Origin of the sequence: Paenibacillus tyrphae, assembly GCF_027925525.1 — a bacterium.
Classification (GTDB): Bacteria; Bacillota; Bacilli; order Paenibacillales; family NBRC-103111; genus Paenibacillus_G; species Paenibacillus_G tyrfis_B.
Genome location: NZ_BSDJ01000015.1, coordinates 86963 through 105889 on the forward strand (window position 1 = coordinate 86963; position 18927 = coordinate 105889).

The 18927-nt window shown below is 49.3% G+C and carries 11 protein-coding genes and 1 pseudogene; 3 read left to right on the top strand and 9 right to left on the bottom strand.

Going from position 1 to position 18927, the window contains the following annotated elements; genetic code table 11:
- Positions 1-33: 33 nt before the first annotated feature.
- A complete protein-coding gene (locus tag QMG93_RS19170) occupies positions 34-1200 on the top strand; it encodes an MFS transporter (RefSeq protein ID WP_281939227.1) in 1167 nt (388 codons plus the stop codon).
- An 83-nt stretch (positions 1201-1283) separates the two neighbouring features.
- Here QMG93_RS19170 and QMG93_RS19175 read toward each other — a convergent pair whose 3' ends face one another.
- The 5 genes from QMG93_RS19175 to QMG93_RS19195 all read right to left on the bottom strand — a co-directional run bounded on the left by QMG93_RS19175 (position 1284) and on the right by QMG93_RS19195 (position 11722).
- On the bottom strand, positions 1284-2117 hold the full coding sequence (locus tag QMG93_RS19175) for a hypothetical protein (RefSeq protein ID WP_281939229.1): 834 nt from the start codon (positions 2115-2117) through the stop codon (positions 1284-1286).
- Between the two features lie 68 nt (positions 2118-2185).
- Positions 2186-3514, bottom strand: coding sequence for an SMI1/KNR4 family protein (locus tag QMG93_RS19180; RefSeq protein ID WP_281939231.1), 1329 nt, complete (start codon positions 3512-3514; stop codon positions 2186-2188).
- Between the two features lie 14 nt (positions 3515-3528).
- The gene (locus QMG93_RS19185; RefSeq protein ID WP_281939233.1) at positions 3529-4248 is read right to left on the bottom strand and encodes a hypothetical protein; all 720 of its coding nucleotides are present in this window, start codon (positions 4246-4248) and stop codon (positions 3529-3531) included.
- Between the two features lie 219 nt (positions 4249-4467).
- Positions 4468-5247, bottom strand: coding sequence for a class B sortase (srtB, locus tag QMG93_RS19190; RefSeq protein ID WP_281939235.1), 780 nt, complete (start codon positions 5245-5247; stop codon positions 4468-4470).
- A 19-nt stretch (positions 5248-5266) separates the two neighbouring features.
- Positions 5267-11722, bottom strand: coding sequence for a carboxypeptidase regulatory-like domain-containing protein (locus QMG93_RS19195; RefSeq protein WP_281939236.1), 6456 nt, complete (start codon positions 11720-11722; stop codon positions 5267-5269).
- 393 nt (positions 11723-12115) lie between these two features.
- Between QMG93_RS19195 and QMG93_RS19200 the strand changes: the two genes are divergently transcribed.
- Together QMG93_RS19200 and QMG93_RS19205 are read left to right on the top strand one after the other, a co-directional pair.
- Entirely contained in the window at positions 12116-14470 is a 2355-nt protein-coding gene (locus QMG93_RS19200; protein WP_281939237.1) for a M13-type metalloendopeptidase, read from the top strand.
- Between the two features lie 182 nt (positions 14471-14652).
- Positions 14653-15078, top strand: coding sequence for an exosporium protein C (locus QMG93_RS19205; protein WP_281939238.1), 426 nt, complete (start codon positions 14653-14655; stop codon positions 15076-15078).
- A 10-nt stretch (positions 15079-15088) separates the two neighbouring features.
- Here QMG93_RS19205 and QMG93_RS19210 read toward each other — a convergent pair whose 3' ends face one another.
- From QMG93_RS19210 to QMG93_RS19225, 4 genes and pseudogenes are all read right to left on the bottom strand, one after another.
- Positions 15089-16309, bottom strand: a complete 1221-nt coding sequence (locus tag QMG93_RS19210; RefSeq protein ID WP_281939239.1) for a hypothetical protein — start codon at positions 16307-16309, stop codon at positions 15089-15091.
- Complete coding sequence (locus QMG93_RS19215) at positions 16296-17408, bottom strand: sensor histidine kinase (RefSeq protein WP_281939240.1); 1113 nt, start codon at positions 17406-17408, stop codon at positions 16296-16298. Before QMG93_RS19215 ends, QMG93_RS19210 begins: the two co-directional genes overlap by 14 nt.
- Positions 17398-18081, bottom strand: coding sequence for a response regulator transcription factor (locus QMG93_RS19220; protein WP_281939241.1), 684 nt, complete (start codon positions 18079-18081; stop codon positions 17398-17400). Before QMG93_RS19220 ends, QMG93_RS19215 begins: the two co-directional genes overlap by 11 nt.
- Positions 18082-18614: 533 nt before the next feature.
- Positions 18615-18848 (bottom strand): annotated as a pseudogene (locus tag QMG93_RS19225) (winged helix-turn-helix transcriptional regulator); the annotation flags it as partial.
- Positions 18849-18927: the final 79 nt, after the last annotated feature.

Consider the following 18927-nt stretch of genomic DNA (forward strand, 5'->3'; position numbering starts at 1 on the left):
TTACAATTTGTTTGAAAACTGGAGGTTACTTGTATGCCGTTTGCTATTTACGTACTGGGAATGATGATCTTTTCCATGACCACTGCCGAATTCACGGTGGCCGGAATCATGACTTCGTTATCGAAGGAATTTGACGTATCTATTGCTTCCATCGGCTACCTTATATCCGCTTATGCTGCGGGAATGATTGTGGGGGGTCCTTTGTTAGCGATTGGTTTGTCCAACGTGTCGAAGAAGCGGGCTTTCTTATGGATTTCGGCCCTATTCCTCTTCGGTCAGACACTTGGCGCGTTAGCCATCGGATACGAGATGATGATGGTTGCCCGGATCATTACCGGCGTTTCCTCCGCTGCTTGCTTCGGCGTTTCGCTTGGCATTTGCTTTGACCTCGTCAGTCCTCAGTATCGAGGTCGTGCCGCATCCATCGTCCTTGGCGGGTTAATGGTGGCTACCGCACTCGGCTTGCCCGCGGCGATGCTCTTCAACCAATACTTCGGATGGCGCTCCAGTTTTTGGGCAGTTGTCGTACTGGTTTTGCTGTCCGGACTTTTGGGCATGAAAGTGATCCCCGCCGCGTCCAAGCCGGAGTCCGTTAGTTTGCGCAGTGAGCTAGCGAGTTTCAAAAATCCAAATCTATGGGCTGCCTATGCGACAAGCCTTCTCATTATCGGCCCGACGTTTGCCGCATTCAGTTATTTTGCGCCTATCTTGACCGACCTCTCCGGCTTCGACACGGCGACGATTCCGCTTCTGTTAGGGATATACGGCATCGCGACCGTGGCAGGAAACCTGGTGACCGGTAGACTTGCCGATCGCTATATGATGCCAACCCTAACCATAGGATTGATGCTCTTGACTGCCGCGCTACTGATGTTCGGAATCTATGCCCACAGTCCGTACGTTTCTGTCATTGCCGTCATTCTGATCGGACTAACGGGAGTGACCCTGAATCCCGCGATGTCGACCCGCATCACCCGCGTTGCAGGGACCGGCACGCTGGTTACAACCGTTCACGGGTCCGTTATCAGCCTCGGCGTCGTCGCCGGCTCTTCCATCGGAGGGTTGGCCATCGACGCTGGATACGGGCTCCGTTCTCCGTTATGGGTAGGTTTCGTTCTGGCGATCCTGGGCTTGATTTCACTACTGCCTTACTTCAAGAGAGCTGAAGCGCCAGCCATCACGGTGAAGAGCGAGTGTTAATTTTTCCAACCGACAAATAAAGAAGGAGCTTGTCGCGGCGTGAAGTGACAGCTCCTAGTTTCTTCCCCTCTTAGCTTGCAGCTCTACATCGTAAATGTGCTAAGTAAAGACGGCCATATAGAAATTTTCTCACGGCAGGACGGACATGATGTTTCCCCCGCTAAATAATGCAGATGCCCGGCCAATGATTGCTCTCCGATCGCTTCCACCCGCTCCATTAATGTTCGTATTTCTTCATCCTCAAATAACGTTGCCGGAACGATGACATGTGATTCCTGGCCAGTGTGAAAGACGGGATCATGTTCGTAGGCTTGAAGGATTTCTGTATTATCTTCATTAGGCCATACGAATACATCTTCCTCGCAGGCCGGACACACGGCCACATACTCATCCCCGTGAATAAACGTCATCAGCATGTTGGCAACGTTATATGAACCTCGATAAGCAGCGTCCGCCACAAGAATATAACGTTTCTCCGTCTCCTCGATGGAATTGTGAACTGTATAGGCGAATACTTCCTTTGTAAGCGCCTTGAGCTTGCCAATAGCTTCTATATATTCACGATACAATTCGGTACAAACGGAGCTGCCTGCATCATCGGCCAGTTCCGCCCAAGATTCTGGAAATGGCGCCTCATCGCGCCCATTACGGCTTGCCTCGATTATACCGCAATTGATAAACAGCTCCTTGCGCACTTCCGCATCCGATGTAGAACAGGCGATTTGTGCCAAAAACGGCATCGCCGCATATGTAGCCGTATAGATCGTATTTTGATGGAACAAATGCTCCTGAAAAAGTTCGTCAAAAATCTCCTGGCTATATTGCCCCATGAGCTGCTGCAATAACACAGGTACGTTCTCGGCAGTTCCGTACGGACCTGTCAGCTTTCTCCATACATCGCTATCCCACTTAAGCAAGTCTCTCCCCTCCGTTCATGAAGTTATTTCGAATTTAATTGGACTGTTTCAGGTTTGTTACTTGCTTTTTATTCTTTATCAAAATAATCATCCGGCAAATTTAATTGTTTCAAACAATCTATAAATTTTTCCCTAAAATTATTATTGCTTTTATACTCCGGCCACGCAGCCTTATAATAAGGCAATAACTTCTCATGGGGGATAATGCCCCAAAATAAAATAGAGTTTTTCACAACCTCCTTGTTGCCACCCATTAACATCTGCTCAATGATCTCCCAACTGTCCGATTTGTCATTGCAACTGCGTGTGGCATAGATTGCGGCGGTTTGTATATTCGAGTCGGCGTGGCACAAAAAGGGCGCAAAGTTTTGGAGTGTAATTGCGCCGGAAGATTCCAAAACATACCCCACATGACGTAACGTTTCCGGGTCGTGAACCCTGTCGAGACTTTGCACTATCACTTTTATAAATTCCGATAAATCAACAGATTTCCCATACCAGTTCAGAATCTGTAAAGCGTGTAATAAATCCTCATTTCTATCCGAATGCAGCAGCTCCAAAAGATAGTCTCTTCCCGCGTCAACAGAGGTTTTGCAGATTAGCCGAATGGCTGTGATGCGATCGTTTTGTCCTTGATCGGCAACGTTTTTTAAAAAATCAATGGTTGGCTGCGAGATTTTCTTAAACTTGAACATTCCATCAAGCGCTTTTGATTTGATTTCTTCGTTTGGGGCGTTTTGATAAACCTGGATCAACGCATTTTCATCGCCCGGCATTTTGCTGCCAAACCACGCGATATCATAATCCAGAATAATTTCATCCAACCAGCGCTCATACCAGTCCAGAAAATTGTCTTCATAGACAAAGAAAAAGGGATGATCGGGATAAAAACCTGAAGTATAAACGATTTTCCCTCTGTGTTCTCCTTCAAGCACGAGATACATATCGTATTCGCAGCCTTGTGTGCCAATGCACAACATGCCGCCCATCACCATATTATAGGCGGCGTCGTATTCCGAGTCGGAGATGTCCTCATCATTGATCAAGGGTTCGGTTAGATGGTTCCATTCCTCTTTTGTCATTCTAGGGTGCAGAACACATTTTGCAGTGAGTGCATTTCTTTCGGTATAGGAAGTGGCCTTTTCAATCGAATAAATCCCGTAATACGGCCCGGCACCTCCATTTCCGACTTGCGTTAAAAACTTCGTATAAGGCTCCGGGAGTGTGACTTGATTTTTTGCTTGCCAGTCCGCAAGCTCTTTGGCTGTAAGCTTTTCATAAACCCTGTATTTGTGTGAGGATGCTCCAAACACCAAAAAATCCGTATCTTTGCGCATGGCCTTTTCGAGTTTGTTTTTTATTCGATCAAGCTGCGTTTCTTTCTTCCAAAACAACATATTGCCCTCCCTTGTCACTCTACCTTCTCGTAGCGATTATTTTGCATCGCCTGCCTGATCCATTCCTCCAGTTGATGCTTAGGTAACAGGATGTTGCCTCCAAAAGCATTGTTTTTATGAAAGCCCCAATCTCCATATACTAGCATATGGTACTGACTATCCATTTGTTTTACGAGTCCCCATACGCCAAGATCCCCCTGCGCGCCTGCACTGATAAATAGCCATTTCCGGTAATGGTATATGTATGGGTTCCCAAACATCTCAAAATCATCCAAATACCCGCTGCTCCCATTTCGGGCCGGAAAACGATTATTAAAATCTTTAATCATCCATACCTCTAAGACCTTAACTCGCAACCACGCTTTTAAATCATTCCGTTCAAGCACACATTCGATGGAACACTGGACAAAAGAGGAATGCTCAATCTCTTCCGGATGAGAATCCCACCCATTGAGACTGGAAGATATCGGAGTGTACAACATCCAAAAGGGTTCTCCTGCCTTCATATGGAACGGATGACATACTTTCACCGTTCTAACCTGACCTTGCACAGGCGGGCGATCTGACCGTACCCAATGGGGGGCATCTAGCGGAGGAACATCGTTTTCGTAATCTGACCATTCCATAACATCATTTTCGAAACCAACGATATCAAAAAACTCACTCTCCATCTTGACTGGCTCCGATAAACTGCCGCATGTCCCGCACACCAAAGAGATTACTTCTTGTGCCATTGTTTCAACTCCATTCTATTAACTACCTATTTTATGAAACGGTGTGCCCGTCTGCAACTTGCCGCCCTGGAATGCGCATGCCTCGCTAGGTTTCAGATCGCCAGAACTCTTATGGCTTACGCGATCGTGAATCGCGCCACATTAAACCTATTCAAAAAAAATCACGTCCTCCAAGGGAGAACGTGATATGAAGCAGCTTGACTCCGTATTTCAATATCGTCATTTACGCTTTCGGGCGACCACCGCTAACCGACCGTTTTCGGTCGAGTATTCACACGTAGACAGTACAATAAGCTTGTCGCCATACCGGGCTGTCACGCCCGTGTCGTAAAGAGCGAGTTTTTTGATATTCTGAACATACGAATCGAACTCGGCGGGCGTACTTACCTTCTCAATCTGGTAGTATTTAAAAACGTCGTCTGATTTGCGATAAACTTCTGACTCAATAACGGCGACAATCTCATACTCTTCCTTTTCGTAAAGCGTACTGAACTGGAACTTAGCATGCTCTTTATAGAAGCTTTCTTTCTTGTACTTCAGCAAATCTGCAAACATCCAGCCGCTTTTCATGTGATGTCCGTGAATCAGCAAAATATCCGAACCGTTAATCCGGCTGTGCGCGTCCAAAAAGGGGAGGCCACTTTTGTTTTCGTTTTTATCGAAATCATGATTGAGATAGTACTCCGCATCCTGTGGGTTCTGCATTATCGGGTAATTAATTCGGGTATCGTCAATCTTCAGCCAACCGACGATGTCCGGGTTTCTCTCGTAAAGCTCTCGAAATTCGGGAAGCATGACCGGCTCATGCGCCTTCGTAATCAAAGCGGAGGGGATTACCTCCCCTCCGCCTTTGTCCGACTCTTCCTCCCGAATCTTTGCGATATCTTCCATTTTCTGTCGCTCGGCATAATCCCGCAGGAGAGTTCTCGCAACAGCGGCAAGAGAAAACACCAACAGAAGGAAGGAAACGGCGATAAGAATTTTTTTGATTTTGCTCATTTTCTTACCGCCTTTCCGGTTACTGGATGTGCTTTTTCTTCTTTCTGTCGAGCAGACAGAGTCCGATCGTAATCAAGGACATCAGCGCCAAAGCCATATAGAAGATTGGCGATACGCTGCTATCCCCTGTTTTCGGAACATCGTCCAGCTCGTTGTCGACGTTGCCGGGTCCCTTGTTGCCTTCGCGGGTTCCGTTGTCTACGTTGCCCGGTTCCTTGTTGCCTTCGCGGGTTCCGTTGTCGGCGTTGCTGGGTCCCTTGTTGCCTTCACGGGTTCCGTTGTCGACGTTGCCGGGTCCCTTGTTGCCTTCGCGGGTTCCGTTGTCGGCGTTGTCGGGTTCCTTGTTGCCGTCGCGGGTTCCGTTGTCGACGTTGCCGGGTCCCTTGTTGCCTTCGCGGGTTCCATTGTCGACGTTGCCAGGTCCCTTGTTGCCGTCGCGGGTTCCGTTGTCGACGTTACCAGGTTCCTTGTTGCCATTGGCGGGTCTATTGTCGACGTTATCGGATCCACCGTCGCCGTTGTCGGTTCCGCTATTGCCTTCGCCGGGCTTGGGCTTGACGGGTTCAGTTCCTCCGCCATCGCCGCCGGAACTTACCGGTTTCAACTGTACATCGTGACGTACGATGTCGCTTCCGACCGAGATAGTTGGGCTCGTATACGTCTCGTACCCGGCTTTCGTTACAATCAGATAGTAATCCGTGTTCGGGAACACCATATACGCATATGCGCCGTTTACGTCGCTGTTCTGACTTGGGCTGGCGTTATCGTTCGGCGCAAAGCCCGGAATCATAGGCAACGTCACTTTCGTGCCTGGCACGATGCCATTTGCCTTGTTCTTCGGCGTATCGGCATAATACAGCGTCACTTCGGCGCCTTCGATCGTTGCGCCGGTCTTTGCATCCGTAATGATGCCATACGGGTCGACGAGCTGCTGAGAAATGTTCAATTCCCCATTCGCCTTCACGTCCAGCCCCGCATCCCGAATGAGCGTCAGTTCTCTGCCCGGCTCAACTTCGTAACGCACTTCCATTTTGTAGTACGCCGCAGATAAACCATTCACAGCGAATGCGCCGTTCGGTTGCAAGCTGAATGCTTTCGGAGCGCCGTTCTGATCCACAATATATTTGCCGCTCGCATCCCGCAAATAAATGCGCGCCTTGCCGGCGAGCGTGCTGTTCAGCAGCGAAGACTGCCCTTTGGGCTGCTTCAGGAGCACGACGCCTACAGCCGTAATGTGCGCCGGAACCAGCTCGCCGCCCTTCACGTTGCTGTCAACTTCCGCTTTTTGCGTGAAAGTGATCGACTCGTCAACACCGTTCATTTTGATCTTTTTCGTGAAGCTGATCGTGTAGTCGCCACCATACGCTACAGGGAGGAAGTACGCGCCAGCCGCATCGGTCGTGATCGTGTGCTTCTCGCCATTCGCCTCGTTGGTGATGACAACGGTCGCATTCGGAATCACTTCGCCCGTTGTGTTGTCGCGGAGCACCCCGATGATTGCCGCCGGAACGGCGGTTACCGTCGTGGTGGCAGTCAATTTCCCTTCCGTCAGGCTGTTCACCTTAGCTGTGATGTGATGATCCTCAGGCGTTGTGGTGCCCAGCTTTGGCGGTGTATAAGGGATGACCGCTTTTCCTTGCGCATCGGTCTTGGCCGTTACTTCCGATTGATCCGGCAGGATGAAGACGACATCTTGGTTCGCAACCGGCTTGCCTTCATAATCGGTCAACGTTGCCGTCAACTGTGAAGGCGTCGTACCATTGCCGGGAACGACCGCGGGATCCGCCGTCAGCGTCAGCTTGCCAGACAGATGCTTCGCATTGACGAATCGGGCTTCGGCAATCTGCTTCGCTATGATCGTACCGCTATGCGTCCGAGTCACCGGGTCGGTGGTGTAACCCTCGCCCGAATAATCGGTCTGGGTGACGATATAGCGAACACCGCTCGGAATGCCTTCAATAGCGACGGTCTGCCCATGCTTGAGGATGATCGTCTCGCCGGATCTGATCGTTCCCGTCGTGCCGTCCGATTTCGTGTAGGCGTACGGATCACCTGCAGCAGCGTCCGGGAATTGGACAGTAAACTTAAATTCTTTATTCTTGTCCGCCCCGCTGCCTTCCACCGTCTGCCCGATCAGCAGGCCGCCGTACACCATCCGCGTGTTGACGACCTCCTCTTTATGGTCGCCCTCCTCGGCAATGGTGCCGTTCGTTCGCCAGTCCGGCCAAGTCGTCGTGTAGCCGTCGGCTGTATAATCGGTCTCGGTGACGGTGTAGGTTGTATCCTTGGGAATCCCATCGATGACGGCGGTTTCCCCATGCTTGAGGGAGATCTTGCCGCCGGACCCGATGGTTCCCGTCGTGCCGCCCGATGTCGTGTACGTATACGTCTTGCCTGCACCCGCGCCTTCGAAGGTGACGGTGAACTCGAACGCCTTATTCTTGTCCGCACCATTGCCCGCGACCGTCTGACCGATCGTCAGCTTGCCGGGGAGGTACTTACCGTTGACGAACTTCGCTTCGACCGTTTCCTTCGCCACGATGCTGCCGGTACGCTTCAGATCCGCCGGATTTGTGGCGTAGCCCTCGTCTGTGTACCCCTTCTGGACGATGGTGTAGGTGATGCCGTCCGGGATATCCTTGATGGTGATGGCCTGGCCGCCCTTCAGCTTAATGGTTCCGCCGCTGGACACGGTGCCGCTTATTGCGCCAGAATAGGCATAGGACTTGCCGTTGCTGAAGGTAATCGTATATTCAAATTCCTTGTTGGGGTCCGCCGCTTTCCCCTCTATCGCCGTGGCCAGCTTCAGATGGCCTGTCTCCCACACTGGGGTTGGCACAACGAGCGGCTTGGCGCTGGTCACCTCCACCCCGTCTACCCAGATGGGATTCCAGGGAGTAGACGCCACACGCACCTGATAAACCGTTGTGGTCGGCAGATAGGTGATCGGGTCGATATACGTTTGCTTGAGCACGTAAAGCCCGGCTTTGGCAAACAGGCTAAGCTTGCCGTCTGAACCTGTAGTTCCGCTGGTGACCTCTGTTATGCCGTCGGGCTCATACAGCGTGAATATTACGCCGCCGAGCGGCTTGCCTTTGGGGTCGACCTTGACCAGATCCAGCTTGCCTTGGGTGTCTGCGCTACCGCCCACGTCACTGTTGTCGACCGCGTGTTCGCTTTTGGCACCGATGTTCTTCAGGGTGTCATCGCCCATCAGCTTGATCTCGTTGCCGACCTTCCCGCCGCTGGGCACTTCGGTGACCTCGGTCTGATACACGATCTGATAGAGCTGGTTCGGATTTGCTATCCGGAAAATCAGCCGGGTCGCGCCGCCTTCTGTGACGGTTTCCACCTTGACCGCGCTGTTCGGGTCGTACAGGTTCAGCGCATCGCCGTCCCTCGTCAGCTGGCCGCTGGGGGTCAGCTTGGCACGGTACACCGCCATGTCAGGGCGTCGCAGCGAGAGTTTCCCGCTTTCGTCCTTGCGCAGCGCCAGCCCTTGGCCAAGGGTATCCTGCAGATAGACGCCGTCCTTCACCTCGAAGGGCGGGGTGTAATTCACCGTCCACTCCAGCACGCCGGGGTTCGGCTTCGTCACCGATTTGCCCAGCGACTGCATCGGGACGATGACCTTGCGGGCGGCTGCGACTGTACTAGGCTCATCCCCCCATGTGATTTTCATCTCGGCAGTGTTCGTCATCTCATGCTTTGCTTTGCCGGTTTCAAAATATTGACGCAGCGTCGCCTCGGTAGGTCTTGCCTTGACCAGAACGACATAGGGACTTTCCAGCTTGGTAAAGGAAAAAGTACCTATGTTCCCCGCGGCGGAGAAGCTCACGAGATCACTTGGGTCGGAAATAAGCGTTGTTGCGCTAACAGTCGCTCCATAATCTGCCCGGGTTCCCTTGTAAATCGCAAAAGCCTGCCCCTCCGAATAGGGCACAAACTCCCAGCCCACGGGTAGAGTATCGACGAGTTTAATGTCGCTGGCAACGTGATTGCCGCCATCCTTTGCCATCGCCTCGGTCTTCAGGCCGTTCATATTGACCGACAGCCGGAAGGTCACCGTTTTAGTCACCTGATCATAGGCTGCCAGTGTATATGCTTCGTTAGCGTCATCTCGGATGTAGTGGTTGACATATCCAGGGTTAACGGATGTTCCCGCCGGCTTTGACGCATAGAGCATCTCTTTGGCCAGCACACCGCTGTTAACCTGATGATAAGGCTGACTTGAATCACGTGTCCGCTTTGTACCTTCAAACAGAGACGCCTGATTATATTGAGTTGTGGAGCCATTGCCCGCGAAGTGCTGCCACTTCGTCATCAGGGAGTTAAATGTGAAGGAAGCGGGCGCATTGCTATTGTATCCGGTGACTCGAAGCAAGTCGGCGACAGGCTTCCCATCCTGTGAAAGTGTGTATACCTGATGCGTTAAGCCGTCACTCGACTGAAAGGAACCGGACTGAAACCGCTGGAAGTATCTCGGCCCGTTGCTCCCCTTTAACTGATCCAGGATTCCAGCGTCAATCTCCGGGCTGACAGTAACCTTGGTGAAGTCGATGGAGCTCGCATCCCCATACACCAGCAGATCGTACACCGCACCGTCCGGAAGGGCCTCCTGAGGTGTAAGGGTAACCTTCCACGGCAATATGCCCAGACCAAGAGTATCACCGGTACTTGTGGTCTTTGTCAGGGTATGGGCGCCAATGGTGATAGCGGCAGCATCCCTCACAGTAGCTTGGTCATTGTCTTGCACAGTATTGACATCCAGCTTCCACTGGGTGGTGGCCGTGTTGGTGAAGCCGGTTGTATTGCCCGTAACTTCGGACACAATGACCAGCCGGACCGGGCCGTTGACCTCACCGAAAGAATACACACTGTTCGCGTCGGGGGTAATCGGCGTTGCTGTAGCTGACCAGTCCTTCTTGGCACTGTCCCACGACTGCCATGCGGCTGATCTCCAGGTAAGTCCGGCCGGCAGGGCATCGGTGATGGTGAAGTTTTTCAGCCCCTGCTTGCTGTAGTTCTTGTTGACATCAATCGTCCATGTAATGGTACGCGGGTCTGCGGAACTCGACCGCTTGTCCAATGTGCCGCTCTTCTGAATCCAGTCGGGCTTGAAGGCGACGCGCCACGAATTCGAGGAAAGCAGCTTGCTATCCGACGCGTTCCTCAACTCCGCGGTATTGGTGACGGTCTCGTACCCACTACTACCGCTGTTATACTCACGGTAATACTTCGCCTTGGGTATCCATGTCTTAAAGGTGACGGTCGCCTTGTCGCCGAAGCCTGCAGGAAAGGTGTAGGCCAGCGCGTTCGTGGTGCCGCTGTCCGGTGTCGCCGCACTGCCATTGACCTTGAGGGACCCCTCCACGTAGGTGCCCACCTGAACCGGATCGAGCGTGTTATAAAGCTTCAGCCCGTCCAGCAGCTGCGGGATCGTGGGGTCAAACATATCCTTGGCAGCAATTTCCACCTGCCACTCGATTGTACCCTCCGTCAAATGCGCCGTATAAATCCAATCGTTTTCGGTAGCGTTGCTGTTGGACTTCAAGTTGATGCTGTACGCAGGCGTGACATTGGGGTTTTCGAGCATGTAGCCCGCCCCGAAAATGCCAATCGGCTTTTGGCGGCCGTAGTCTATACCCGAAACATCGGCCTTCGCGGTGGATTCAAAGCCGAAGGTGATGTTCCTGCCCTGGCCGTTGAAAAATCGTTCTTCGCCGTTAAATACCACCTTGATACCCGCTTCGGAGAAATAGGCCGTTCCAATGGTGTAGCCCGATTTTTCCTTCAGCGTCATGGTGGCAGTCGGCAGAATCACTTCCGGAAAATAAGTCGCTTTGTCCAGCATCACCCAGTCGCCATACAAAATGACCGTGCTGGCATCCACCGTGTTCGGGTCGGCGGCGTCGCCTTTCACCGGAACCTTGATGTCGTTCGATCTCAGGGAGAAGGGCTTTCTGCCGTGAATGGCGTCACCCCTCTTTAAGACATTCCCGTCCTGTAGGACTTCCAGCGGAAAGGGCGAGTTAGCTCCCATAAGCACTGCCGTTTTGTCCGCCGGGACTGCCTGTATCGCTGCGAAATTGACCGGCTTAGCGTACACCGCCTTAGTTACCGGCGGCGGTTCGTCTGGCGCACCGTAAACCGCCCCAGTTACCGACGACGGTTCATCCTCGCTCGGCGAGCCGCCTTCGCTCGCCGCATATGCAGCTGCAGAGAACATCACCGTCTGCCAGACAAGCAAAACTGCTAGGCAGAAAGATAGCACAGCTTTACCTACACTGCGTTTTCGTTTCAAAACAAAAATCTCCTCCACTCCCCAAATTCCCGAAAATTTTGGCGACAGCAGGATCATCTGGCTGATATAACGAACAAGCGAATAGACACATGCTATTGCTTGATCCCAACGGCCCTTGACATCATCGAAACCTTGCGGAGTTCCAGATGAACAGTTAAGTGCCGCGGGCATACAGGCCGGTGATCATGCTTAGGACTTTCTTCCCCCTCTCCTTCGATCATTTTTGTCATTTACATACTGTAAATGACAGGGTACGCCCAGTTTACACGCGTATGTCACCATTATATTACCGGGACCTATACAAAAAATAGACAACATTCCCACCATCACATGCGGGTCCGATCCGATCGGCACACAACCGACCGCACGATGAAAGTAATGCCTCACCCCATTGATTAAACGAGCTTGCCGCGGCGCGACAGCTCCTAGAAAATGAACAGGCTCCTTACAACATTTTCAAATAGAAATGTTTCATCTATGCTATAATGAAAGGATATGAATGGAAAAAAATCTATTCATTTATCTGTTTTTATACAGAAGAATACACCTTGGAGGAGCCCGACGATGAAAAAGAAGTGTTTATCCCTGCTCATGGCCATTGCAATGGTCCTGCCGGTCAGCGTATCCGTATATGCTGATGAAACGCCGCCGCCAGCGACAAGAGGAGAGATCGTTAATGCCTTGTTGACGGCAGCCGACGCTTATACATCCGGAATTAATAAAGAAGCCGTTATTCAAGGCTATGAAGATGGACAATTGCGAGAGAAGGAGCCGGCTAAGAAGATTGAAGCATTAGTCATGCTGAGCAGGGCATTCGGCGACTTGCCGAAGCCTGTCGGAAATGATCTGCGCAGCGGGACATTTGGCGTCGAGTTCACCGATGTACCGGCTTGGGCTAAGGGAGATATCGAAAAACTGGCCAAAGCAGGCGTGCTGACGGGCAATCCTGACGGCACATTAGGCGTAAACGACAATATGACGATCGCTGAGTTCCAGACCATTATCGCCAGAGTGTGGGCGCTTGAAGGCTCCCATTTAAATGACGATTTTTATGAAGCAATCAATAAGCAATGGTTAAATAAATCGACAATTTCGGCAGGAGAAATCATAGGTGGCGGATTTCCGGAGCTGCACAAACAAAATAACGCTAAAATAGCGAAAATAATAGATGGGCTGACCGGCAAACCATTCGCAGAAGGAACAAAAGAACAGAAGCTTGCCGACTTCTATGCGACGGCGTTGGATACCGAAAATAGAAATAAACAAGGGATTCAGCCCATTCAAAAATATTTAACAGCAATGGACGGGGCGAAAACTTTTGACGAGCTTGTTCGAGCAGATCTTGCCATGGAGAAAGAATTAGGTCTGAGCATGCTATTCCGCTTTACAATCATGGGCGATGCCAAGAAGAGCAGTGAAAATGCTTTGTATTACACCGGATTAACCGCGGGTCTGGACAAAAACAGCTTTGTAACGGAAAATGCAAAAGCGAAAGAAGCCTATTGTCAATATATAACCAAAGTTCTCGTGCTGACGGGCGAAGAAGAGTCTGCAGCGAAAGCCCGCGCCGAGAAGGTTTATGAAATGGAGAAAAGCTTAGCTTCCGTGTCGCTTGAACCTCATGAACAAGGCGACGTCAATAAATACTATAATCCGTATACGATTGAACAATTCGACGATCTGTTTAAAGAAGTAGATATGAAACAGACCTTGAAATCGATGAAAGTCGACAATACCGATAAAGTAATCGTATCCGATGTGAAACTGGCGCAAAAAGTCGCGGAGTTGTTGACTGAATCCAATATTGAAGTGCTTAAAGCTTACTCCAAAGTACAACTTCTTATGGCAACAAGCGGTTTGTTGTCGGATGAATTCAGAGACGCCGCAAATGACTTTTCCGCAGCACGATACGGCGTTTCAGGAAAAAAAACCGACAGGGAAATTGCAGTATCCATGACCAAGAGCACGATGAGCGGATATTTGGAGCAAATGTTTGCCGAGAAACATTTTTCGCCGGAAGCTAAAAAAGATGTTGAGCAAATGGTAAAGAAATTAATCGCTACGTATGAGAAAAGAATACAATCGCTTGATTGGATGTCAGAAAAAACAAAAGCTAAAGCGATCAAGAAGCTGGATACGATGATTGTTAAGATCGGATATCCGGATAAGTGGGATACGACATTAGACAAAATAGCTATCAAGACATACGACGAAGGCGGTTCGCTGTTCTCTAATACCTTGGCAGTAACCACAGCATCCATTGATAAGTTGAAAGCAAAGCTGGGAAAACCGGTGGATCGAACGGAATGGGGAACCAGCGTTTATACAGTAAATGCTTTCTACAATGCGCTTAATAACGAAATTACGTTCCCTGCCGGTATTCTCCAAGCGCCTTTCTATGACATTAACGCTAAACCTGAAGAAAACTTTGGAGCCATTGGCATGATCATCGGCCATGAAATCAGCCATGCATTTGATAACAACGGATCGGCGTACGACGAGAATGGCAATGCAAATAACTGGTGGACGGAAGAGGACTTTAAGAAATTCAAAGAGAAAAACCAGGAACTGATTAAGTTCTATAACGGAATTGAGATTGTCCCGGGTGTGGTGAACGACGGTCTGCTTACCCTAAGCGAGAACGTCGCCGATTTAGGCGGAATGGCCGCTTCACTGCAAGTTGTATCCGAAATGAGCAATCCGGATTATAAAGCGTATTTCGAAAGCAATGCGAAAATGTGGAAGTCCACAACCACAAAAGAATTTGCAGCGACCCTAAGCACGAACGATGTACATTCAGCCAATAAAGTTCGAGTCAACCGCACGATTGTGAACTTCCCGGAATTCTATGAAACCTATGGAATTAAGCCTGGGGATGGCATGTTTGTCGCACCGGAGGATCGCGTCTCGATCTGGTAAAAGGGATAATTAGCGCCAGTTGAAAAAACCTGTTTCTAGGTGTCTAGCGACACATTAGCTATCCAGGTGTTTTCACTGGCGCTTTTTTGCGCTTCATTTGGATTGTAATCATCTTACATGTGCCCAATCATTCCCTTTATCTCTTACATAAATTGGAGCATGAAAAAAGAGGAGTTGATATTGTGGTACGTATTCTTGATAAAGCAGCCGTTCAGCCGCTTAGTCGCTTCAACCCGGCCAAATCGTTTACGATTCGACGTTCCCCGCAAAAATCTGGCATAGCAACGATCCCAATACGGATTCCAGTGAATTCTCAACCGAATCGGGTAGATTTGGTGGCATCCGTAGGTGTCAGAGGTATCAAAGGCATTGGGCAAATTCGCTTTAGAGTCTTCCGCGGTAATACAGAAATTTTCAACACACAGCAAGGTATCGAATCTACGGGGTCAGAGCAGAATTATATAGTTACCTTCCAAGCTGAAGACAGAAATGTAAAAGCAGGTACTCATGCTTACACCGTCACAGCAGAAAACCGTACTGCAAATACAAGAGTAGATGTTGTAGGGCCAATATCATTTAGCGGGTTGGCTGTTAGAACCAGAAACTAGCAACACCTATTCAGTAATCGCGCGCTGCATCGAACCAGCGTTGAGCCATCTCCTCTGGTATAGGCTGGCCGATCAGGTGGTCAGACTGGCTTAGTTGCCATACTGCTTCACCAAGGTCTTCACGTTCAGTGGTTTCGATGCCTTTAAGGGTATTGAAGCGTACGGTGAAGGCGGTAATGGCTGCCTCGGCATCGGCAAAGCTGCGGGCCTGGGCCAAGGTTGCCTGTGCAATGTCGTAAGCTTCGTTAGCCAGCTTGGCCAGACGTTTAGGCCAGGACGAGAACGGACGGCCATACTCGGTCGTCCACCACTCAGGCTTTCGCAATTGGCTCACTGAAGCATGATCGGTCCACGGGCGGGTTTTAGCGCGTGCTTTCATTTGCTGCTTTAGGCGCTTGCCCGCGATCTCTTCCACGTTGTAAGCGATAAATCTGTCAAGCAGTGGCCATGCGCTCAAGGGCGGCAAGTCCCCCAGATCTGGCATAAAGCGCAGCTCCAGATTCGTTAGCCGGGCATGATGGGCCAGCAAGTCCAAGTCGCAGAAGTTCCCCCACAAACTCAACGAGCTAAGGTTTGGGAACCGGTTCAGACACTCCAGCGAGATCGGCTGTCCCAGCGGCGCGTTCCGGAGCGTCAGGCTCGTGACCTGATGCAACTCACCCATGTCGGGCAGCAAAAAGGCGGCAGCACTCTTGCGTCGGCTGGTGCGCGGCGCCAGTGTCAGAGAATATGGCAAATCGCCAGTGGCCGAGAAGCGTGATAGATCGCCGGCCACACTCAGGCGGAAATATTCAAAGACCTCCCGCTTCGGAAGCTTCAGGTGCAAACGGCTCCCCGACTGGTCCAGTTCGATATGCAGGCCATGCACAATGGACTGACTGGCGTCCGCCACCGTGTCTGCTGGCAGGATCGGAACCCATGCCATTTCTTCAATGGGGCGTTCCTGCGCCCAGTCGAAGAAGCCCGCGTCGCTGCCCGTATAGCGCAGAAATCGCGGCCAGGGCGAGCCGGCCGGCGTGGCGAAGGCATTGAATACGGTCCAATCGACTTGCGCATCGGGCGCGACGTGAAGATCTGCCTTTTTGCCCAATTGCGACGGTCCAATGGAGAGGTTGCCCACACCGGGCTCAATGACAAGCGTGTGACTGCGAGGACCCGTCAGGTCGATAGGATAGCGACCATCTCCTCTAATAGAACCGACAGGAGGACAAGCCTGGTTATTCTTTGGCATTTCTATCATCCTTTCTCCAATCTAAACAATTTCTGAACGGAACCTCCATTGTAAAAACAAAAGTACCCTTCTTATGTGCCAGTGTTAAAGTTCCTCCATGCAGTTCGATAATATTTCTGGCGATGGAAAGTCCTAATCCCGTTCCAGTCTGAATGCCTTCGCTGCTCCGTGAATGATCAACTTTATAAAAACGATCAAATAGTTTGTTTTCTTGTTCTTGCGTAAGGGGCTGGCCTTCATTTTCGATCTCAATGAAAAATCGATGATCGTCCGACTTTAATAAAACGTGAATAGGCCCCGGCTTAATAGCATACTTGAGGGCGTTTATCAGCAGATTATCGATAGCTCTTGAAAATTTTCCGCTGTCGATCAAAGCAATAACAGGAGTATGACCTATCTCTTTAATGATTTGGATTCCGTTTTCCTGAGCAATTGGCTCAAATTCAAACAGCATCTGGACGAGAAGTTGATGAACATCAATTGTCTTTAGGTTTAATTGGATGGCGGTAGACGTGAGACGTGTATATTCAAACAAATCGTCAATCAACTTTTTTAAATGGATGGCTTTGTTATACGTATTTTGAACAAACCGTGTAAATTCATCTTTGTCTTGAAATGAATTCGTTCTTAGTAAATCTAAATAGCCAATTATACTCGTAAGTGGTGTACGTAAATCGTGGGAAACGCCAGTAATCAGCTCCATTTTAGAGCTTTCGATTTGACGTTCTTTTTCAATCTGCCGCTGTAGCCTCTCCGTCATCATATTGATGTTAAGCGCAACCCGACCTAGTTCATCTTTCCTAGTATCGGGTACCCGATAATTCAAATCACCTTCGGAAATGATTTGAAGCCCGTCAGCCAAAGCGATAAGAAAATTAACCACACGGCGAGTCAACAAATAAAACGACAAAATAAAGGCTATTCCAAAAATAATAAGCGGCAAAAGTCGAAGTTGATATGCTATTTGAGATTGGTTTATAAAATTCGCAGCAAAGGAAGCCATAAAAGACGCAATAATGAGACTAAAAACGAACGTCCAGAACATTTCGGCGCGAATACTTCTTTTTCCTTTTATTAGATTAAATAATTTATTTTTCAATCTTATACCCTACTCCCCAAACGGTTTTAATATATCGAGGTTCTCTTGGGCGATCTTCAATTTTCTCACGCAAATTCCGAATATGAACCATTACCGTATTATCCGAATATCCGAACGGTTCATTCCATACGCTTTCGTAGATTTTATCGGCGCTAAACACTTGCCCTGGGAAACTTGCGAGCAATTGTAAAATGGAAAACTCCAGTGGCGTTAGTGAAATTTCGCTGCCATTCATGGTTACGGAATGTTTAGCCTTGTCGATAACAAGGTCTTGAATACGGATTAGGGAATCGTTTGATCCTTTTGCCGAGAACGTTTGCCGCCTTAACTGGGCTTTGACTCGAGCCAGCAATTCTAACGGATTAAAGGGTTTCGCTACGTAATCGTCCGCACCGGTAGTAAGACCCGTAATTTTGTCAATATCTTCTTCTTTGGCCGAGAGCATGATAACGGGGATTGTCGAAGCCTCCCTGATTTTGAGGCAAGTTTTGATGCCGTCCATTCGGGGCATCATCACATCCAAGATAACTAGATGGACAGCGTTTGATTTTAATACATCTAGCGCTTCCAGACCGTCCACAGCTTCTACAACGCGATATCCTTCGTTTCGCAAGTATACATGAATGACATCCCGAATTTCTGAATCGTCATCGACAACAAGCACTGTATTCATCACGTTTTGCTCCTTTTCTGACTTTTAAAGATCACAAATATGAAAATTCCTATAATCATTGCCATAACTCCGTGTTGCTCTTCTTGATGCTGTCGATAAAAGTATACTACTTAAAATATCTAAAGAGCCTATTAAAGTATTTCTAAAGAAATTCTGAAGAAATGCAAACGCCCCCATTTATCCAATTCTGGCCTCAAATAAGAACATGTGTTTGTTTTTATAACAAATAAAAAGCTCAAGCTATCTTCTAGCTTAAGCTCATTCCCTTTTCTATTAAGCACCAACAGCTTCAGAATATATACCGATGATTATTGCAGAGAGAATACTTACAAGCGTTGCACCATATAACAATTTCAGCCCGAAACGGGCAAGTAACATGTGAATGTTTATAGTATACACAAGAACTAATTATCTAAAACTTTTATGATGATTTAAAAGCATGAATCAATATACTAGCCAACTTAGAATAAACCCCTTATATCACATGTACTTACAATTGATAAGGTTCCCCGTAACCGGCTTAACGGCAAAAAAAATAGCCTGCGATGAATGATGCCGTCCCGTTCGAGCTCTCTTAACTGCAATGTGAGCATAAACTGCGTAATTCCCGGATTGAGGCGCCTGAATTCATTGAATCTTTTCGTTCCGTCCAGAAGCTGATAGAGAATGATCCCCTTCCACTTTCCGCCAATAACATCCAGCGTTGTTTCAACCGGACATGCTTGCATATCTGGACGCATTCCATATTTGTTTCTTCGGTCTCCCATCAGCTTATCCTCCCAAAGGTTTGATTTTTAATACTATACCATAAAAATATGCGTACTTACTTAAAGTAATCTGACTGAT